Source organism: Arthrobacter sp. LFS091 (assembly GCF_047977885.1).
Classification (GTDB): domain Bacteria; phylum Actinomycetota; class Actinomycetes; order Actinomycetales; family Micrococcaceae; genus Arthrobacter.
The window spans coordinates 427492-445783 of sequence record NZ_JBFPFP010000002.1 but is presented as its reverse complement, the minus strand read 5'-3'; the positions used below and the strand labels follow the sequence as shown (position 1 = coordinate 445783).

At 63.2% G+C, this 18292-nt stretch carries 14 protein-coding genes and 2 pseudogenes; 4 read left to right on the top strand and 12 right to left on the bottom strand.

All coding sequences use genetic code 11. The features are described from left to right. Nucleotides 1-737 precede the first annotated feature (737 nt). The gene (locus tag ACNQOP_RS04805) at nucleotides 738-1103 is read left to right on the top strand and encodes an SOS response-associated peptidase (RefSeq protein WP_416403513.1); all 366 of its coding nucleotides are present in this window, start codon (nucleotides 738-740) and stop codon (nucleotides 1101-1103) included. A 357-nt stretch (nucleotides 1104-1460) separates the two neighbouring features. After that, on the top strand, nucleotides 1461-2150 hold the full coding sequence (locus tag ACNQOP_RS04800) for a fasciclin domain-containing protein (protein WP_257370120.1): 690 nt from the start codon (nucleotides 1461-1463) through the stop codon (nucleotides 2148-2150). A gap of 74 nt (nucleotides 2151-2224) precedes the next feature. Here ACNQOP_RS04800 and ACNQOP_RS04795 read toward each other — a convergent pair whose 3' ends face one another. The 11 genes and pseudogenes from ACNQOP_RS04795 to purU form a co-directional block, all read right to left on the bottom strand. After that, complete coding sequence (locus ACNQOP_RS04795; protein WP_416403512.1) at nucleotides 2225-4150, bottom strand: BCCT family transporter; 1926 nt, start codon at nucleotides 4148-4150, stop codon at nucleotides 2225-2227. 291 nt (nucleotides 4151-4441) lie between these two features. Next, nucleotides 4442-5044, bottom strand: coding sequence for an SGNH/GDSL hydrolase family protein (locus ACNQOP_RS04790; RefSeq protein WP_416403511.1), 603 nt, complete (start codon nucleotides 5042-5044; stop codon nucleotides 4442-4444). A gap of 240 nt (nucleotides 5045-5284) precedes the next feature. Next, nucleotides 5285-6517 carry a molybdopterin molybdotransferase MoeA gene (locus ACNQOP_RS04785; RefSeq protein ID WP_416403510.1) on the bottom strand — a complete coding sequence of 411 codons (1233 nt, stop codon included), beginning with the start codon at nucleotides 6515-6517 and terminating at the stop codon, nucleotides 5285-5287. A 104-nt stretch (nucleotides 6518-6621) separates the two neighbouring features. Then, a complete protein-coding gene (fdhA, locus tag ACNQOP_RS04780; protein ID WP_257370116.1) occupies nucleotides 6622-7839 on the bottom strand; it encodes a formaldehyde dehydrogenase, glutathione-independent in 1218 nt (405 codons plus the stop codon). Nucleotides 7840-7981: 142 nt separating this feature from the next. Next, complete coding sequence (locus ACNQOP_RS04775) at nucleotides 7982-10309, bottom strand: FdhF/YdeP family oxidoreductase (RefSeq protein ID WP_416403509.1); 2328 nt, start codon at nucleotides 10307-10309, stop codon at nucleotides 7982-7984. An 11-nt stretch (nucleotides 10310-10320) separates the two neighbouring features. Further along, nucleotides 10321-10950, bottom strand: a pseudogene (locus tag ACNQOP_RS04770) (bifunctional 5,10-methylenetetrahydrofolate dehydrogenase/5,10-methenyltetrahydrofolate cyclohydrolase); the annotation flags it as partial. Continuing rightward, nucleotides 10935-11660 carry a transcriptional regulator RhlR gene (gene rhlR, locus ACNQOP_RS04765; protein ID WP_347063173.1) on the bottom strand — a complete coding sequence of 242 codons (726 nt, stop codon included), beginning with the start codon at nucleotides 11658-11660 and terminating at the stop codon, nucleotides 10935-10937. The pseudogene ACNQOP_RS04770 and the gene rhlR, both read right to left, overlap by 16 nt. Next, nucleotides 11659-11934: pseudogene (locus tag ACNQOP_RS04760) on the bottom strand (tetrahydrofolate dehydrogenase/cyclohydrolase catalytic domain-containing protein); the annotation flags it as partial. The pseudogene ACNQOP_RS04760 and the gene rhlR, both read right to left, overlap by 2 nt. Next, a complete protein-coding gene (locus tag ACNQOP_RS04755; protein ID WP_416403508.1) occupies nucleotides 11931-12557 on the bottom strand; it encodes a cyclodeaminase/cyclohydrolase family protein in 627 nt (208 codons plus the stop codon). The gene ACNQOP_RS04755 and the pseudogene ACNQOP_RS04760, both read right to left, overlap by 4 nt. Before the next feature lie 10 nt (nucleotides 12558-12567). Beyond that, on the bottom strand, nucleotides 12568-15060 hold the full coding sequence (locus tag ACNQOP_RS04750) for a GcvT family protein (RefSeq protein WP_416403507.1): 2493 nt from the start codon (nucleotides 15058-15060) through the stop codon (nucleotides 12568-12570). A gap of 49 nt (nucleotides 15061-15109) precedes the next feature. After that, nucleotides 15110-16027, bottom strand: a complete 918-nt coding sequence (purU, locus tag ACNQOP_RS04745) for a formyltetrahydrofolate deformylase (RefSeq protein ID WP_235521402.1) — start codon at nucleotides 16025-16027, stop codon at nucleotides 15110-15112. Between the two features lie 132 nt (nucleotides 16028-16159). Between purU and ACNQOP_RS04740 the strand changes: the two genes are divergently transcribed. Together ACNQOP_RS04740 and ACNQOP_RS04735 are read left to right on the top strand one after the other, a co-directional pair. Further along, nucleotides 16160-16840 (top strand): GntR family transcriptional regulator, encoded by a 681-nt coding sequence (locus ACNQOP_RS04740; protein WP_416403506.1) that lies wholly within the window; start codon nucleotides 16160-16162, stop codon nucleotides 16838-16840. Between the two features lie 271 nt (nucleotides 16841-17111). Next, nucleotides 17112-17336, top strand: a complete 225-nt coding sequence (locus ACNQOP_RS04735; protein WP_257370109.1) for a hypothetical protein — start codon at nucleotides 17112-17114, stop codon at nucleotides 17334-17336. Nucleotides 17337-17358: 22 nt separating this feature from the next. Here ACNQOP_RS04735 and ACNQOP_RS04730 read toward each other — a convergent pair whose 3' ends face one another. Then, complete coding sequence (locus ACNQOP_RS04730; RefSeq protein ID WP_416403505.1) at nucleotides 17359-18291, bottom strand: LysR family transcriptional regulator; 933 nt, start codon at nucleotides 18289-18291, stop codon at nucleotides 17359-17361. Nucleotide 18292: the final 1 nt, after the last annotated feature.

Sequence of the window (18292 nt, the reverse complement as noted above, 5' to 3'; positions counted from 1 at the left end):
CCATAAAACCCAACACCGAAGAGCGGTGGACTTTTTACGTCCAAAACCAGTCTTACCACGGCTCGCCTAGCACTGCTTCTACCATCGTCTTTCGCGATGCCAGTGGATCGTGGTGGAGGAGAAACCGCTCTGAACCTGTCCAGCACGTGCATGAGGATCCCGATAACGTCAGATTGCCAAAGGCCATGAGGGAAGCGTGGGACAGAAATGCTGTATCAGTGGGCATTTCCCCTTCCCTGAACCGAAAGTTCCCCTCCGGGTCCAAGCCCACAGACTGCGCCGCAAGCTACGAGGGAAACCGATTCCATGATCCTCTCGCTCCTCTTCATCCGATACTCACCAGAACAGAGAGATCCCTAACAAGGCTCGCCTGCCAAGCAATCAACGGGCTGGCCGACGGTGCTGAGTACCCGATGTTGATCGACATCACGCGTACCCGGTCAATAGCCCGGCAACCAAGGCCGCGTTTAGCACAAAGTGTGCTGCGTCGAGGATTGCCTTGCTCGGATCAAGTCCGGTCAATCGTGTCATCGCAAATTTCGCCATGTCACGTCGTACTCTTCCTTGCCCCACCCGCTTCTTCACTTCCCGTGATGAGGCGATGAATTGGCTTACTGCTCACGCCCTCTCCCTAACGGAGAGCTGCATCAGGCGGCTCTGCCATGGCCCTCGGCAAACCCGGCACGGCCCTGTGCTGTCAGGGTTTCGGGTGACTGTTTTGTGGCAAGAATAGGCACATGTGCGGCAGATACGTGATGTCCAAAGCAGCCAGCGACCTTCTAGGCCACTTCGACGCCAAGGAAGTCGAGGGCAGCCCTCCGGGGCCGAGCTGGAATGTCGCTCCGACCCAGAACGTTCCGATAGTGGCTGAACGCCTGGACGAGGGCACTATTGACCGGCGCCTGCTCATCGCCAAGTGGGGTCTGGTTCCGTCCTGGGCCAAGGATGTGAAGATCGGCTCCAAACTCATCAACGCCCGCAGCGAGACGATCCTGGAGAAGCCCTCGTTCCGCTCAGCCGCCGTCAAACGAAGGGCCATCGTTCCCGCCGAGGGTTACTTTGAGTGGCAGAAGACCGAGGATGGCAAGAAGATCCCGAGCTAACTTTTATCCAATCGTCTTCCCCGGCCTCGTCAGTCGAAACCCCAGGAGCTGCTTTGCTTTCTGAGCAACCCACGCGAGCTCAAAGTACCCGGAACCAGCCGCGGGCCGCAGCCTTCGCGCCTGCGGCGAGTACCGGCGTCGGACGCTGCTTCCTTAACCAAGCCAGCGCCTGCCATGAGAAGACCGGCCGGGAGCGGCTTTAAAAAACTTTTTCAATCCGCACCCATCCACCCCGTCGTGACCTCCGAATAGCTGGTGAGACACAAACAAGCCGGTGGCGCAGATGCAACGCCGGGCCGCCCGTGTCCCACTACCGAATGGATCCAACGCCCTGGTTCCAAAAACAAGGAGAATGACATGTTGTCCACAAAGCGCCCCGCCCTCGCCTTCGTTGGCCTCACTGCAGCCGCCCTTCTCGGACTCACGGCCTGTGGTGGTTCAAGCACCTCCAGCACCCCCGCTTCTTCGTCGGCTGCCGCGCCGTCATCCGCGGCTCCTTCTTCGATGGCACCGTCGCCATCGTCCTCGGCCATGGCCAGCACCGCCATGGATCCAGCCCGTGACTTGGTTGGTCCCGGCTGCGCCGGTTACGCGGCCCAGGTACCGAGTGGTTCCGGCTCCGTTACGGGCATGGCCCAGGACCCGGTAGCGGTAGCTGCGTCCAACAACCCGCTGCTGAAGACGCTGACCGCCGCTGTTTCGGGCAAGCTCAACCCCAAGGTGGACCTGGTTTCCACCCTGAACGGCAGCGAATTCACGGTGTTCGCACCGGTTGACGACGCGTTCGCCAAGATCGACCCCGCAACCATTGAGACGCTCAAGACGGACGATGCCCTGCTGAGCAAGATCCTCACCTACCACGTAGTCCCCGGCCAGCTGAGCCCGGACAAGATCGCCGGCACCCACAAGACTGTCCAGGGAGGCGAAGTGACCGTAGCCGGCACCAAAGACGCCCTCACGGTTAACGGAGCCAACGTGATCTGCGGTGGCGTTCACACCGCCAACGCAACGGTTTACCTGGTTGATTCGGTACTGATGCCCAAGTAGGCCTTACCGACTTTGGTAACAACAAAGCAGGCGCCGGGATCCGGCGCCTGCTTTGTTGCTTTTTCAGGAGGACTCTATTGGTGCGTGTGATCCGTCCGCGACTCGGTACAGCTCTCCGCGCACTCATGCTTGGTGACGAGGTCGAACTGGACACCGCCGTGCTGCTCCACACCTGTGCGGATGGCACGTTCCACCACAGAAGTGGCCAAACGCTTGTGCAGCGACAGGGGATCGCGCCTCAGGTCCTTGGTCAGTGCGAAACAGAGCAACAGCATGACGATCACGAACGGCAGCGCCGCCACGATGGTGACTCTTTGCAACCCGGCCAAAGCCTCCGATGGCTCGTCACCACCGGCCAAGAGCATGACGGCGGCAACAGCGCCAGTGAGGCTTCCCCAGAAGATGACGACGGCGCGTCGCGGGTGCTCAGCCCCGTTGGAGCTGAGAGAACCCATGACGATCGAAGCCGCGTCGGCTCCGGTGATGAAGAAGATAGCTACGAGCACCATGGCCAGGACAATGACAGCGGCTGTGGCCCATCCGGGCATTCCGAGGTTCTTGACCAGGTCGAAGAGAGCGCCGTCGAAGTTGACGGAGGGGACCCCGTTGGTGGTGGTTACCAGCCCGGGTGTGCCTGCCTTGTCCGCTTCCTGTTGGATGTTGAACGCGGCTCCGCCGAAGATGCCGAACCAGATCACGCTGACAACACTGGGGACGAGGAGGACGCCGGTGACGAACTGGCGGATGGTGCGACCACGGCTGATGCGCGCGATGAACAGGCCAACGAAGGGCGTCCAGGAGATCCACCAGGCCCAGTAGAAGATGGTCCAGCTGGTCATCCAACTGCGCAATGCGTCGTCGCCCACCGCTTCTGTCCGGGATGACATTTCGGCAAGGTCGCGGGCGTAGTCGCCGATGGCGGAAGGGATCAGGTTGAGGATGAAAAGGGTGGGGCCAGCAACAAAGACGATGAGGGCAAGCACCACGGCAAGAACCATGTTGATGTTCGACAGCCACTGGATTCCGCGGCTGATGCCGGAGACGGCCGATGCGACGAAACAGAAGGTCAGGATGGCCACAATGACCACCAGCACGGGAGTGCCGACTTCACCGAGCCAGCCGTTGGACGTCATGCCGCTGCCGATCTGGAGGGCGCCGAGGCCGAGGGACGCGGCGGTTCCGAACAGCGTGGCGAAGATGGCCAGGATGTTGATGAACTTGCCAACGGGCCCTTCCACCATCCGGATCCCGAACAGCGAGGTGAACGCTGCAGAGACCAGTTGCTTGCGGCCCAAGCGGTACGTCCCGTAGGCCATGGCGATGCCCACCACTGCGTACATGGCCCAGGGGTGGAGGGTCCAGTGGAAGATCGAGGTGGCCATGGCGGTCTGGATGGCGGCGGGGGTGCGTCCGTCCACAGTTCCGGGCGGCGGTGAGATGTAGTGGTAGAGCGGCTCGGCGACACCGTAGAACATGAGGCCGATGCCCATGCCCGCGGCGAACATCATGGCCACCCAAGAGACCGTGCGGAATTCCGGCTTCTCGCCGTCCTTGCCCAGCGGGATGTTGCCGAACTTGCCAAGGGCCAGCCACAGCACGAAAACAACAAACAATGATGCAAGCACCATGAACAGCCAGCCGGTGTATTCCATGACCCAGTTCAGGGCGCCCTTGGAAGTTTCCGAAAGGCTGTCGCGTCCCACGAAGCCCCAGATCACGAAGGCGACGGCGATGGCGCCCGTGATTCCGAAGGTGACTTTGTCGAGGGTAAGTTTCTGGTTCCGGCGGGCCGAAACGGCCTGCTCGGTCTTGGCGTTGCGCAGTTCTACCAGGATCTGTTCGTATTCTTCGGAATCCGGGAGAGCTGCTGCGCCTCCGTCCTCATCGTTGAGGGCTGTTGCGTCGGGGGAGACAGTGATCTCCACGTGGACGGGGTCGGGTGCTGCGTTGGCGGGTAAATCCTCGGGTACTAACGATTTTGTGTCACTGTTTGTAGCCATGAGCGGGTCCTTTACTCGGCGAGTCATGGGTTATTGCGTTGATGCACGGCCCCGGTGGGCGTGCGTCCAGAGGGAGAGGGATGGTTCCGCATGAATCAACAACGTTCGCGGTAAGCAACAGAGTGCGCTTCGTCACACGTCAAAGTCAAGACTTTTACATCTTTTGTGGCGTATTGATATATCAATTGGCTCTGACGAAGTCCGTTGCTTATTATGAGCAGTGTTGCTTACAGAGCGTCAGCTATCGGGACGTGTTACGCATGCGGGCGCTGATGGTCAGCCCGGCCTCGCCTAGCCCAACGATGAGGCTTGGTGCTGGTCCAGCAACGTCCTGATTCTCCCGGCCAGGAATTGCTGTCCTGCACTGCTGGGGTGTTCTCCGTCCGGACCCAACAGTGGGGAGTCCGGCCCATCGACCCATTGTTCGGCGACGGGGTCGATAAATTCGGCGCCGGCGTCGCGGGCTGCTGCCTGTTCCTGATCACGAATCATGGTGACGTCCGATTCGAGGGCGTCGAAGCCGGTCAGCGGGCCGATCATGATTCGCCTGGCGTGGGGAGCCAGCGTCGTTATTTCCCCGAGGGCATCCATAAGAGCGGCGCGTAGCTCTGCAGGGTCTTGGCCTGCGTCGTTGTCCGAACCAAAGAGCACAACGACGTCCGTCGATGCGTTAACGGATCCGCTGATCTGTGAGGCAAAGGTGGCGTCTTCGTCACCGAGGGTAAGGTAGCCCGCGCCGTTTTGAGCTTCATTAGTGATCTTCGCCGGCACGGAGGCTGCATGGAGTTCATGCCGAAGGAGGCGGGGCCAGGCTTCCTCTGGGCTCGTCCCATATCCGGTGCTGAGAGAATCACCGATGATGACGATGCGTTCGGGTGCAGTCGAGCGGTGCACCGGATGCGCCGCATCCTGGGGTGGTTTCGGTTGTGGAGACTTCAAATCCACGGGACTGCTGGCAGCGAGGGAGCAGCCGGTAAGGACGAGGGCGACAGCTGATGCGCATAAGGCGGACACGGAAATGCCTGGGACTCGGAAGCCCCGGCTTGTCGAGCCGTGTCGTCGTGTCATGCCGTTAAGGATAAACGCTTACCGGTCCTTGGGTTCTTGCGGTGATTGCAACACTAGCCGAGTGCACTATCCCGGCAGGCGGGTCCACGGCAGGGGAAGGACGGGAACCTGCCCGCCAGCGGCTGCACCTTCAGGTGGGACGGCCATATACCCATCGGCCCAGGCAAGCCCGCGCATCATCCCGGGGCCGGCATGGGCGGCAGGAAACACCAGTCCGTGGATGACGCTGCACGGTATGAGGCGGGTTTTTCCCGGGGCGGGTTCGATGTCGGCGCCGGAGAGCATAGGTGTGGGCTCTTGGAGGGATTGCTTTCCCAAGGCAGCGAGGAGCGGTTCACCGAGGGTCATAAGGGCCAACATGGCGGCCAACGGATTTCCCGGCAATCCCAGGATGAAGTGTCCGTCCGGTAGCTCCGCCAGCACCGCAGGATGGCCCGGGCGCATGGCAACCCCATCCAGCAGCAGCCGCCCACCAAGCGCCGCGACGGCAGCACGGAAGTGGTCTGTTCCGGACTTGCCGGTCCCGCCGGTGGTAATGGTGACCTCAGCCCGGTGGCGGTCAGCACCGCCGTCGTCACCGCCAGAGAGCGCAGCCAGCCACTCCTCGTAGGAGTCGCCGATCCGCAGCTGCCCTACCGCGACCCCGCCCAACTGCGGGATGACCGCATCAAGCTGCGGACCGAAAGCGTCGCGCACCTGTCCGGGCGCCGGGTCACCGGAGGTGACCACTTCCGAGCCCGTCATGACGACGGCGACCCGCGGCTTGCGCTGCACCTGGACGTGATCGTGTCCGGCCACTGCAGCGAGGGCAAGGTGTGCCGGATTGAGCCGGGTCCCGGCGGGTATGAGGACATCACCCGCACTGGCCTCTTCGCCGGCCGGTCGGATGTGCCGGCCGGGGAGAAGCTCATCCGGGTTTGCATGGGGAGTGAGCGAAAGACGCCCGTCTCCGGATATGCGACCGCTTTCCTTGCGGAGCACGCCTGTAGCACCGGCGGGTACCAGTCCTCCGGTTGCGATGACACTGGCTTCACCGGAGGAAAGCCGGCGTCCGGCCGTCGTGATGGTCCAGGGGCCTTCGCCGTTGACTGACCAGCCGTCCATGGCGGACGACGCGTAGTGGGGAAGGTCCTGTCGGGCAATGACGTCACGGGCCAGGGTGCATCCGATTGCCGTGCCGAGTTCGGTCTTCCATGAGGGGAGCGGCGTGGCACAGCTGAAGGCCAACTGCCGTGCTTCGGCCCACGTGGTGGCGTGGTGCCGCGTGAGGTCGGCTGGTGAATCCGCTGGTGCAAGCATGGGTGTCCGATTCCTGGGTGCGTTCATGGGGCACGGATGCCGGGGACTGCTCGGCCTTCCCGTAATTACTGCCGCGCCGTCCCCGGCATCCGTTGAGTGCGTACTTAGTTCTTCACGTAGCCGTTGGGGTTCAGTACGAACTTTGTTGCCGCTCCGGCGTCGAACTCGGCGTAGCCGCGGGGTGCGTCCTCGAGCGGGATCGCCTTGGCGTTCACGGCCTTGGCGATCTGGACCTTGTCATGGAGGATCGCCATCATGAGCTGGCGGTTGTACTTCATGACGGGGCACTGCCCGGTGGTGAAGGAGAGGGACTTGGCCCAACCGGTGCCCAGGGACAGCGAAAGCGATCCGTGCTTGGCGGCCTCGTCGATTCCGCCCGGATCACCGGTGACGTAGAGGCCGGGGATACCCAGGGAGCCTCCGGCCGCCGTGATGTCCATCAGGGAGTTCAGCACCGTGGCCGGTGCCTCATGCGATGCGTCCTTGCCGTGTCCGCGGGCCTCGAAGCCCACGGCATCCACGCCGCAGTCGACTTCCGGCACGCCGAGGAGCTGTTCGATCTGGTCCTTGGGGTCGCCCTTGGAGACGTTGACGGTTTCGCAGCCGAAGGAGCGTGCCTGGGCCAGGCGGTCTTCGTTCATATCGCCCACAATGACGACGGCGGCCCCCAGCAGTTGGGCGCCGACGGCGGCGGCGATACCCACGGGACCGGCGCCGGCCACGTAGACCGTGGAACCAACGCCCACACCGGCAGTGACGGCTCCGTGGAAACCGGTGGGGAAGATGTCCGAGAGCATGGTCAGGTCCATGATCTTCTCCAGGGCCTGGTCACGGTCCGGGAAGCGCAGCAGGTTCCAGTCCGCGTAAGGGACCAGGACGTACTCGGCCTGTCCGCCCACCCAGCCGCCCATGTCCACGTAACCGTAGGCGCTGCCCGGCCGGTCCGGGTTCACGTTGAGGCAGATGCCGGTCTTTTGTTCCTTGCAGTTCCGGCAGCGGCCACAGGAAATGTTGAACGGCACCGAGACGATGTCGCCCACCTTGATGAACTCGACGTCGGGGCCAACCTCCACCACTTCGCCCGTGATTTCGTGGCCAAGGACCAGGTCTTTCGGTGCGGTGGTCCGGCCGCGGACCATGTGCTGGTCCGAACCACAGATGTTGGTGGTCACGGTGCGCAGGATGACGCCGTGGGGTACCTTACGGCCGACATTGGCGGGATTGACGCCTGGCCCGTCCTTGAGTTCGAAGGTGGGGTAGTCGGTATTGATGATTTCTACGACACCGGGTTCCTTGTAGGCGACTGCTCTGTTTCCTGACATGACACTCCTTAGGGTGTTTGGTGGTGCGGAAATGTGGGCCTGGCCGGTTGCCCGAAAGCGGTGCTTCGATGAGGAAATACCTCCCCAGGTTTCAGGCATCGAAGCACCATTTACAGGCAACCGATCAGCGGTGGTCCTGGGCTTATGGGCTGGCGGCTCGTTCCAACCTGATGATCACTGACTTGGACGTCGGTGTTCCGCTGGTGTCTGCAACCGAGTCCAGGGGCACCAGGACGTTGGTTTCGGGATAGTACGCGGCCGCGCAACCCTTCGGGGTGGAGTAGGAGACAATCCTGAAGTTCTCCGCGACCCGGTCGGTGCCTTGGAACTCGGAGACCAGGTTGACCATGTCCCCGTCCGCGAAACCAAGCTCGTTGATGTCGTCGGCGTTGATCAGCACCACGCGCCGGCCGCCGTGGATGCCGCGGTACCGGTCGTCCTTGCCGTAAATGGTGGTGTTGTACTGGTCATGGGAGCGCAGGGTCTGCAGGACCAACCTGCCCGGCGGCACCTTGATGTACTCCAACGCATTGCCCGTGAAATGGGCTTTGCCGGAGGCTGTATTGAACTTCCGGGCATCGCGGGGTGGGTGCGGAAGGACAAAGCCGCCCGGGTGCTGGATCCGGGCTTCGAAGTCTTCAAAGCCGTCAAAGACCGCCTCGATGTGTTTCCTGATGAGGGTGTAGTCATCCCGCATGGCCAGCCAGGAGGCCTTGGGGGTGTTGGGCAGGCGGTGGTGGCCATCGGTGAACAGCTTGTCCGCGAGGTTGCAGACGATCGCAACTTCGGAGTGGAGGTGCTCGCTGGCAGGCTTGAGCCTGCCCCGTGAAGCGTGGACGGCACTCATGGAATCTTCTACCGTGACCCGCTGGTCCCCGGTCCGCTGGGTGTCCTTTTCGGTCCGTCCAAGGGTCGGCAGAATCAGGGCCCGCCGGCCGGTGGACAGGTGGGAGTGGTTCAACTTGGTCGAGATCTGGACGGTGAGCCGGGTGTTGGCCAGGGCTTGCTCGGTCACCTCCGAATCCGGGGCGGCACGGACGAAGTTCCCGCCCATGCCCATGAAGAAGCGGACCTTCCCATCGCGCATGGCGCGGATGGCTGCCACTGTGTCATAGCCGTGTTCCCTGGGGGAGCGGAACCCGAATTCCTGGTCCAGGCGGTCGTGGAACGCCTCCGGCATCTTTTCGAAGATGCCCATGGTGCGGTCGCCCTGCACGTTCGAGTGTCCTCGAACGGGACAAACACCGGCGCCGGGTTTGCCGATGTTTCCCTGGAGGAGCAGGACGTTCACCACGTCCCTGAGCGTTGGCACTGAGTGCTTGTGCTGGGTGAGGCCCATTGCCCAGCAGACAATGGTGGAGCCGGAGGCCAGCAGCCGTTCGCCCGTGGCGTGGAGCTGCTCAAGGGTGAGGCCCGTGGCTTCCACGATGTCTTCCCATTCCACCTTTTCCAGGAAGCGCAGGTAGTCGTCGATGCCCACCGTGTGGTCATTGATGAAGGCGTGGTCCAGGACGGTTTCCAGTCCCGGGCTGTTGCGGCCCGCTGTCTCGGCCTCCAGGAGGTACTTGCCCAGGCCCTGGAAAAGGGCCTGGTCGCCACCGGCGCGGATTTGGAGGAAATCATCGGTCAGCTGGGTGCCCACCACCATGCCGGCCACATGCTGAGGGTTCTCGAAGTGCAGAAGTCCCGCCTCGGGAAGCGGATTCACGGACACGATGACTGCGCCGTTTTTCTTGGCCTTCTCCAATGCGCTGAGCATGCGGGGATGGTTGGTTCCCGGATTTTGCCCGGCAACGAAGATCAACGATGCCGTTTCCAGGTCAGTGAGGCTGACTGAGCCCTTTCCGATGCCGATGGTTTCCACCAGGGCGGAACCTGAGGACTCGTGGCACATGTTGGAGCAGTCCGGCAGGTTGTTGGTGCCGATGCCTCGGACCAGGAGTTGGTACACGAAGGCTGCCTCGTTCGAGGTCCGGCCCGAGGTATAGAAAACAGCCTCGTCAGGTGACGCCATGCCCTTGAGTTCGGCTGCCATCAGCTCGTAAGCGTCGTCCCAGCTGATCGGCGTGTAGTGGGTGGCGCCTTCCTCGAGGACCATGGGATGGGTCAGCCGGCCCTGCTGTCCCAGCCAGTAGTCATCGCGGGTTTTCAGTTCTTCCACGGAGTACTTGGCGAAGAATTCCGGAGTGACGCGTCGGCGGGTGGCTTCCTCGGCCACGGCTTTCGCGCCGTTCTCGCAGAACTCCGCAGCGTTGCGCTTCTCATGCTCGGGCCACGCGCAGCCCATGCAGTCGAAGCCGTCCAGTTGGTTCACGGCCAGCAGGGTTTGGACGCTGCGAACCGGGCCCATTTGTTCCAGGGAGATCTTCAGCGCGTTCGCGACGGCGGGGATGCCGACGGCCTTTGTCTTGGGTTTGGTGACGGTCAGCTTCGACTCGTCGATGTTTCCTTCGGGGGCTTTCGTTGCCATGCGGGTTCCCTTCAGGTCCGGGCAGCAGACGTCGCGGCGGCCAGTTGGGCGGGTTTCTGCTGCCCTGCGGCCTCAACGGTATGCAGGAGCAACAGTGCGGTGGTGACGGAACCAACGCCGCCGGGAACGGGCGTCAACCCAGCTGCCACACCGGTGACGCTCGCTTCATCAACATCCCCCACCAGCGAGCCGTCGGGCAGGACGTTGGTTCCGACGTCGACCACTACCGTCTCCGGCGAGAGGTGGTTGCCTTTCAGAAGTCCGGCCCGGCCAGCGGCAACAACCACGACGTCGGCCGGCTGGGTGTAGCGTTCCAGCGGCCCCGACTTGGAATGGCAGACGGTGACGGTGGCGTCCCGCTCCAACAGCAGCAGCGCCAGCGGCTTGCCCACCACTGCGGAACGCCCGACGACGGCCACGTTCCGGCCCGCGATGGGCACCTGGAAGTGTTCCAGGAGTTCAACCACGGCCTGCGCCGTTGCCGGGGCGAAGGCGGGTTGGCCGACGGCGAGGCGGCCGAGGCTGAGGGGATTGGCGCCGTCGATGTCCTTTTCGGGAGCGATGAGCCCTACCAAGGCATCAGCTTTCACTCCCGCCGGCAGCGGCGTTTGCAGGATGATTCCATTCAGATGAGGCCCAGCGCCGCGGCGTAGGTGGCAGCCAGCGTCTTGTTCGGCGCGTCGAACTTCTTCTGGATGTTCTTGTGGTGGAAGTTCACCGTGCTCTCGGAAATGCTCAGGATGATGGCGATTTCCCCGGAGCTCTTGCCGTCGGCGGTCCATTGCAGGATCTCGCGTTCGCGATGGCTCAGGCAGACCGGGTTGGACATCAGCATCGGATGCTCCAGGTCGGTCAGCTTCTGGGTCAGCAACTCGATCATGCAACGCAGCCGCAGGCGGATTTCCTCGCGCTCGAAGCTGGAGATGTTCTGCTGGTCGCGCGCCACGGAAAGCACGCTGAGCAAATTGTTCGGCGCGCGGATCGGCAGGGTCGCGCCGACACAGAGGCCCCAATCGCGAGCCTCGTTCCAGAGCATCCGGCTCTGGTCGAACAGGCTGTCGCTCCAGACCACCATTTCCGAGGAGCGCAGGCCGTTGAGGATCGCCGGATCCACGGCCCCGTAGTTCTGCATCTGGTATCGCTCCAGCCAGGCCTTGGGATAGGTGCCATGGACCTCGGTCTTCGGCCGGGTGAAGGGAATCGTGTGGCGCACGCCATAGGCGTAGTAATCGAAGCCCAGGCGCCGCACTTCCTTTTCCAGGACGGCGAACACGCCCTGGCTGTCGTGGATCGGCTGCATCTCGCTACGCAAACCGTCCCACCACAGCAAAAAGCCTCCGTCATTCCTCATTGACCGACGGTTCGGCGCTGAGGTCCTGCAGGACGCTGGCGAGGTCGTCTTCGGTGGCTTCGGGCCCAAGATCGATAATCCTGCATCCAATGCCCAGTCGTTCAGCCGCGCGTTCAATGGACCGGACGTACCAGAGCGTTGATTCGTCGTCCGTGGCCACAACCACGGCCAGGACAGGATGGCGCCCGCTGTTTTCCAGGCCCCGCGCCTGTTCCTGGGCCTTTTGCTGGATGATTGTGGCCAGTTTCTTGCCGGAAAGCACATTGGTGCTCACGAGAGAATCCTTTCGCGGACGCGCTTGACCAGGGAATCGGCCGCCAGGACCACTTTGTCTTCAAGCCCGTCGGTCTCCCCGGCCAGCTGGGCGCGGGCGGCGGGGTCCTTGATGGCCACCACGTTGATGTCTATGTTGACGCGTGCTGTCGTGGCTGCGGCGCGGGCTGCATCCGCTGCTGCGGCAACATCGCTGATGACATTGGGGTTCGCCGCGTCCAGGAGGTCGGTGGCGAGTTCCACTACTTCGCCGGCAACCCGGATGAGCTGCGCGGGGGTTTGGGCGGCCTGCACCAGGGCGGCCTGGATGGCTGCCTTGCGTGCAGCCTTCAGTTCGTCCGTGTCGGACGGGAGTTTGTAGGAGTCGATGACCGCCTGGAAGGCGTGTTCATCGGCGTCGGCAAGGCGCACGGCCTCGTCTACCAAGTGGTCGGCTGCGGCGGTGACCCGTGCGACGAGTGCAGCGTGCTGCTCGAACTTGGCCCCGGTGGTGTATCTGGCCACCATGGCAACCAGAGCCGCCCCTTGGGCTGCGTGCAGCGCGGCCGCCGCCCCGCCGCCCGGTGTGGGCTGGCGGGCGGCGAGCCTGGCGAGGTAGTCCTGAATCGTTTCTGAGCTGATCATGGGACGTGTTCTAGCCGCGGAGCCGGCTCATGGTGGGGTCGTACAGCGGGTCCTCGGTGACGGTCGCCTGGATACGGCGTCCGAAGTATTCGATTTCCACGGAATCACCCAGCGAGACGGCCGCAGGCAGGTAGGCGTAGGCGATCGGCTTGCGGACCGTGTAGCCGAAGGCCGCGCTGGTCACGTAACCCACCGCCTGGTCCTTGTAGAACACCGGTTCCTTGCCCAGCACGAGGCTCCTGCCGTCGTCGACCGTCAAGCAGCGCAAGCGGCGGGCAGAGCCTTCCTCCGTGCGTCCTTCCAGGGCCGCCTTGCCGATGAAGTTCTCTTTGGCCATCTTCACGGCGAAACCGAGGCCGGCTTCGAAGGGGTCGTGCTCGGTGGTCATGTCCGTGCCCCAGGAACGGTAGCCCTTTTCCAGTCGCAGGGAGCTGAAGGCTGCGCGGCCTGCCGCAATGACGCCGAACGGCTGGCCGGCCTTCCACAACGCGTCCCAAAGCCGCTGGCCGTTGTCCGCACTGGTGTAGAGCTCCCAGCCAAGTTCGCCAACGTAGGACAAACGCATGGCGGTGACGGTGACGCCGCCGATGGTGACCTTCTTCGCACGGAAGTACTTCAACCCGTCATTGGTGAAGTCGTCGCTGCTGACGGTGCTGATGAGGTCGCGGGCAAGGGGCCCCCACAGGCCGATGCAGCAGGTGCCGCCGGTGGTGTCGCGGACCTGGACCCAGTCGCTGGCACTGCCGCTGGCCGTCTGGTGGCGGGCCGCGCGCTCAAAGTAGGCGGTGTCGATGTTGCCGTTGGCGCCCAACTGGAACGTCTCCTCATCCAGGCGCGCAACAGTGATGTCGCTTCGGATGCCGCCGGCTTCGTCCAGGAGCAGGGTGTAGGTGACGGCGCCGGGCTTCTTGGCGAGGTCGCCGGTGGTCAGTTCCTGCAGCAGCTTCAGGGCTCCGGGGCCCGAAACTTCCAGGCGCTTCAGCGGCGTCATGTCGTACATGGCAACAGCAGTACGTGTCTTCCACGCCTCCGCCGCAGCGATGGGTGAGCTGAACATCCCGGACCAGGCATCACGGGCCGGCGGCTGCCACTCGTCCGGCATTTCCTTGAGCAGTTCGGCGTTCGCCTCGAACCAGTACGGACGTTCCCAGCCGGCGCCTTCCAGGAAGAAGCCACCAAGCTGCTTCTGGCGGGCGTGGAAGGGGCTGACGCGGAGGTTGCGGGGGGAGAGCTTGGGCTGGAGCGGGTGCAGGACATCGTAGATTTCCACGAAGTTCTGCTGGGACGTTTCGCTGACGTACTCCGGCGTGAGCTGGACCTCTTCGAAGCGGTGGATGTCGCAATCGCCAAGATCGATCTTGGACTTTCCGTCAACCAGGAGCTCCGCCACCGCGCGGGCGATGCCGGCGGAGTGGGTGACCCACACGGCCTCGGCAACGAAGAAACCATCCACTTCCTTGGACTCGCCCACCAGGGAGCCACCGTCCGGGGTGAAGGAGAAGATGCCGTTGAAGCCGTCCTCGATTTCGCTTTCGCGCAATGCCGGAAGGATCTGCTTGGTTGCCTCCCAGGCGGGAAGGAAGTCTTCCAGGGTGAAGTCCAGGCGCGAGGGCATGTTGTGTTCGCTGATGCTGCTGGGCTCGTAGCTGCCGAGTTCGTCCAGGTCCACGGGCATGGGGCGGTGCGCGTAGGAGCCGATGCCGTAGCGCTCGCCGTGTTCGCGGTAGTAAAGGTCCTGGTCCTGGTGGCGCAGAATGGGCAACCGGGCGCCGTTGGGGAGCTCGTTCTTGCCCTTCTGTGCGGGGACCGGCGTGGTCTTGACGTACTGGTGGGCCAGCGGCAGGAGCGGAACGGACATGCCGATCAGCTCGCCCACCTTGGCGCCCCAGAAGCCGGCGCAGGACACCACAATGTCCGCCGGGATCACGCCGTCGGCAGTTTCGACGCCGGTGACGCGGCGGTTGGACTGCTCGATACCAGTCACCTCGGTGTTGCCGATGTACTTCACGCCGGCGGCTTCGGTGCGCTTGATGAGCAACTGGACGGCGCGGGCGGCCAAGGCCAGGCCGTCGGTGGGTACATGGAGTCCGCCGAGGATGTCTTCCTCGTTGATGAGCGGGTAAAGCTCCTTGCACTCTTCACGGGAGAGGATCTTGCCGTCGATGCCCCACGCCTGCGCATAGCCGAGCTTGCGCTTGAGGTCCGCCAAGCGGGTTTCGGTGGTGGCAACTTCAAGGCCGCCCACCTGGTTGAAGCAGCTTTGGCCGTCCTCCGTGAGGGACAGGAGCTTTTCCACCGTGTACTTGGCGAAGAGTGCCATGGACTTGGAGGGGTTTGTCTGGAAGACCAGGCCCGGCGCGTGCGAGGTGGAGCCGCCGGGCATGTTCAGTGGTCCCTGGTCCAGGACGGTGATGTTGTTCCAACCACGGGTGACGAGTTCGTCGGCGAGGTTGGTGCCGACGATCCCGGCTCCGATGATGACAATGCGAGGCGTGGTTGCCATGGAAAATTCTCCTGCTGAGGTTCGTGGGGCTGGGGCTGGGGCGGGCTGGTTAGCGGAAGACGACCGTGCTGGTCTGGTCAAGGAGGACCCGGTGTTCGCAGTGCCAGCGGACGGCACGGGAAAGCGCAAGGGCTTCGGCATCCTGGCCCACGGTGGCGAGGGCATTGGGACCGTAGCTGTGGTCCACGCGGATGACTTCCTGCTCGATGATCGGGCCCTCGTCCAGTTCCGCAGTGACGTAGTGGGCTGTTGCACCCACCTGCTTCACTCCGCGGTCATAGGCCTGGTGGTAGGGGCGGGCACCCTTGAAGCCAGGCAGGAAGGAGTGGTGGATGTTGATCGCACGGCCTTCGAGCTTGCGGCACAGATCGTCGGAAAGGACCTGCATGTAGCGGGCCAGGACCACGAGGTCGGCCTCGTATTCGTCCACCAGGTCCAGGAGCCTCTGCTCCGCTTCAGCCTTGGTGTCCGCGGTGACGGGAACGTGGATGAAAGGCAGGCCCGCTGCCTCGGCCATGGCGCGGTGTGTCTCGTGGTTGGAGACAACTGCCACCAGCTCGCCGCCAAGGCTGCCTCCGCGCCAGCGGAAGATGAGGTCGTTGAGGCAGTGGCCAAACTTGGAGACCATCACCAGGACCCGCTGCTTGGTTTCGCCGTGGAAGCTGAACTTCATGTCGAAACGGTCCGCGATGGAGCGGAACTCGTCCTCAAGCTGTTCCGGTGTGAAGGTTTTGGCACCGGAGAAGGCCGTGCGGAGGTGCAGGGTCTGGCGCAGGCTATCGTCGAACTGCTGGTGTTCTTCGATGTTGAAGCCCCGGTCGAAGAGGAAGGTGGTGACTGCCTGCACGATGCCGGGCTGTTCGACGCACGACAGTGTGAGTACGAACTTCTGCGCCTGCTCGTCATTGAGCTGGCCGCGTTCAGCCGGAAAAGTGCTGAGGTGGGGGTCTGAAGCTACGAGGGTCATGGGTCCTCCTGGGATGTTTTGCCTAGATATATTCTTGGGACATGAACTGATATATTAGGATTGGAAATCAGCGTATACTGGTGTCCAAGGCAGGTCAATAGATTTCCCGTTCTTGAAAAAGGAGTTGGCGCGTTGGCAACTGGAACTCTGGCAAGCATCGGCGACGCCACCAGGAAATCGCTGGCTGACGTGGCCTATGAACGGCTTCGTGATCGACTCCTGATGCTCGAAATCAAACCCGGGGACATCCTCAACGATGAGCACCTCGCCAAGGAACTGGAAGTCGGGCGCACTCCTGTTCGGGAAGCCCTGAAGCGCTTGGAACTGGACCGCCTGGTGATTACCTACCCGCGGCGCGGAACATTCGCCACCCGTGTGGAGGTAACCGATCTTGCTTTCATCTCCGAAATCCGGGCACAGCTGGAGCCCCTTGCCGCAGCCCGGGCGGCGCGCGTCGCGTCGGCTGCCACCCGGGACCAACTACGCAGCGTGATGCGGGCTGTGGAGGATTTTGATGTCAGCGCCGCCTCGGTAGTGGAGACGTTACGGCTCGACGCAAGCGTCCACCAGGGCATCTACGCGGCGGCTGCGAACCCGCACCTGGAAGACATCCTGATCCGTTATGACAATCTGGCGACGCGCATCTGGTGCATGGTGCTGGACCGCTTGCCGGATCTCGAACATCACGTCCGCGAGCATTTGGATCTCCTGAAAGCCGTGATCGACGGCAAGGAAGATGAAGCTGCCGAGCTCGCCAGGGTCCACGTCAATGGATTCGAGCGCGCCGTCCGTCAGGCATTGTTCGCGGCCTAGGGGCAGTCTTCCCATTCCCGCGGTGGCTCCCGGGACATGGTTGACGCAGGGAGAAGCCGCTTGCATACTTGCTTCACTAATATATCACTCGGATATCAGAAGAGCGTTGGCAGCTACCCAGCGTCCTTCTGGTGCTTGTGATGGCGTCCCCCAATTTCCCGGAGTATCAGATGAATACACGAGAACCACTTTTCGATGAGGCGATGGTCGGCATCACGTTCGACGAGATCCGCCATCCCCACCGCCTCGCAGAGCGCGGCCGGTGAGCCCGATGCCGCAGACAAAGCCGGCCCGGACGGTGCAAGGGCGGGCCTTGCGCAAGGACTGGGCCCAGCTGACGGGACATGTGGTGGAAGTGTGGTTCGCGGGCGACCGCGTAATGACCGGGGTGGTGGAGCAGGCGGCGGCTGATGACTCCGTCCTCTGGATCGCAGCGCACGGAGCTGATCGGCGGAAGCTCTTTGACCAGTCCACCGGCTACGAGGTGTGGGCCTAGCCCTGCAGCGAGGGTCCCTGGCTCAGGCCTCATCCTCGGGCCGGGCCATGAGGATGCGCTGCGCCGTCTTCTGGAGGATATCCAGCGACTCCTTGATCAGGGGCGAGCCCATACTTCCCCTTCGTACCGCAGCGACGATGCGGCGTGCGGGCTTGCCCTTCCCGGTGATCCGTAGCCGGACCACATTTTCGGCACCGTGCAGGGGTGCCAGGCGGGGCAAAAGGCCGACGCCCAGCCCCGCACCCACGAACGCGATCTGGGTCTCCCATTCAACGGCCTCATGGGCGATCCGTGGTGTCACTCCGACCGCCGTGAAAGCCGCAGTGAACAGTGAGTGGTACGTGGAGCCCGCCGCCTCGGTGATCCATGGCTCCGATGCCAGTTCTTCCAGAGTCACCTTTGCGCGGGCTGCCAGCGGGTGGTCTGCCGGAATAATCACGTCCAGGGGATCGTCAAGCAGGACCGTTTGCTCGAAGCGGGGATCGTCTTCGCCGTAGTTGTCGGACTGCATGGCAACAATGACCGCGAGGTCGATCCGCTCCGCCACCAGCAGGTCGAAGCAGCGTGAGGGGTTGGCCTCCAGCACCTGCACCTCCAGGAGGGGCCGTGTTGAGCGCAGCGTGGCGGCCAGCGGCGCGAGCAACTGGGCTGCCGCCGTCGAAAATCCGCCGAGGCCAAAGTGGGACTGGACCTGGTCGCCGGCCTTCATGGCAGCGGCCCGCAGGTTCTCCCAATCCGCGATCAGGGTGTCCGAGCCGGAGACGAGGAAGCGGCCGGTGGCCGTCAGGCGCACGCCCCTGCCGTCCTTGGTGAGCAGTTGCATTCCCAGCATGCGCTGGAGCTCGCGCAGCTGGGCGGAAACCGCGGAGGGAGAGTAGCCGGTGAGTTCCGCGGTGGCCCCAACTGTGCCGCAGCGGGCAAAAACCCGGAGGGTTATCAGCCGTGGATCGATCATG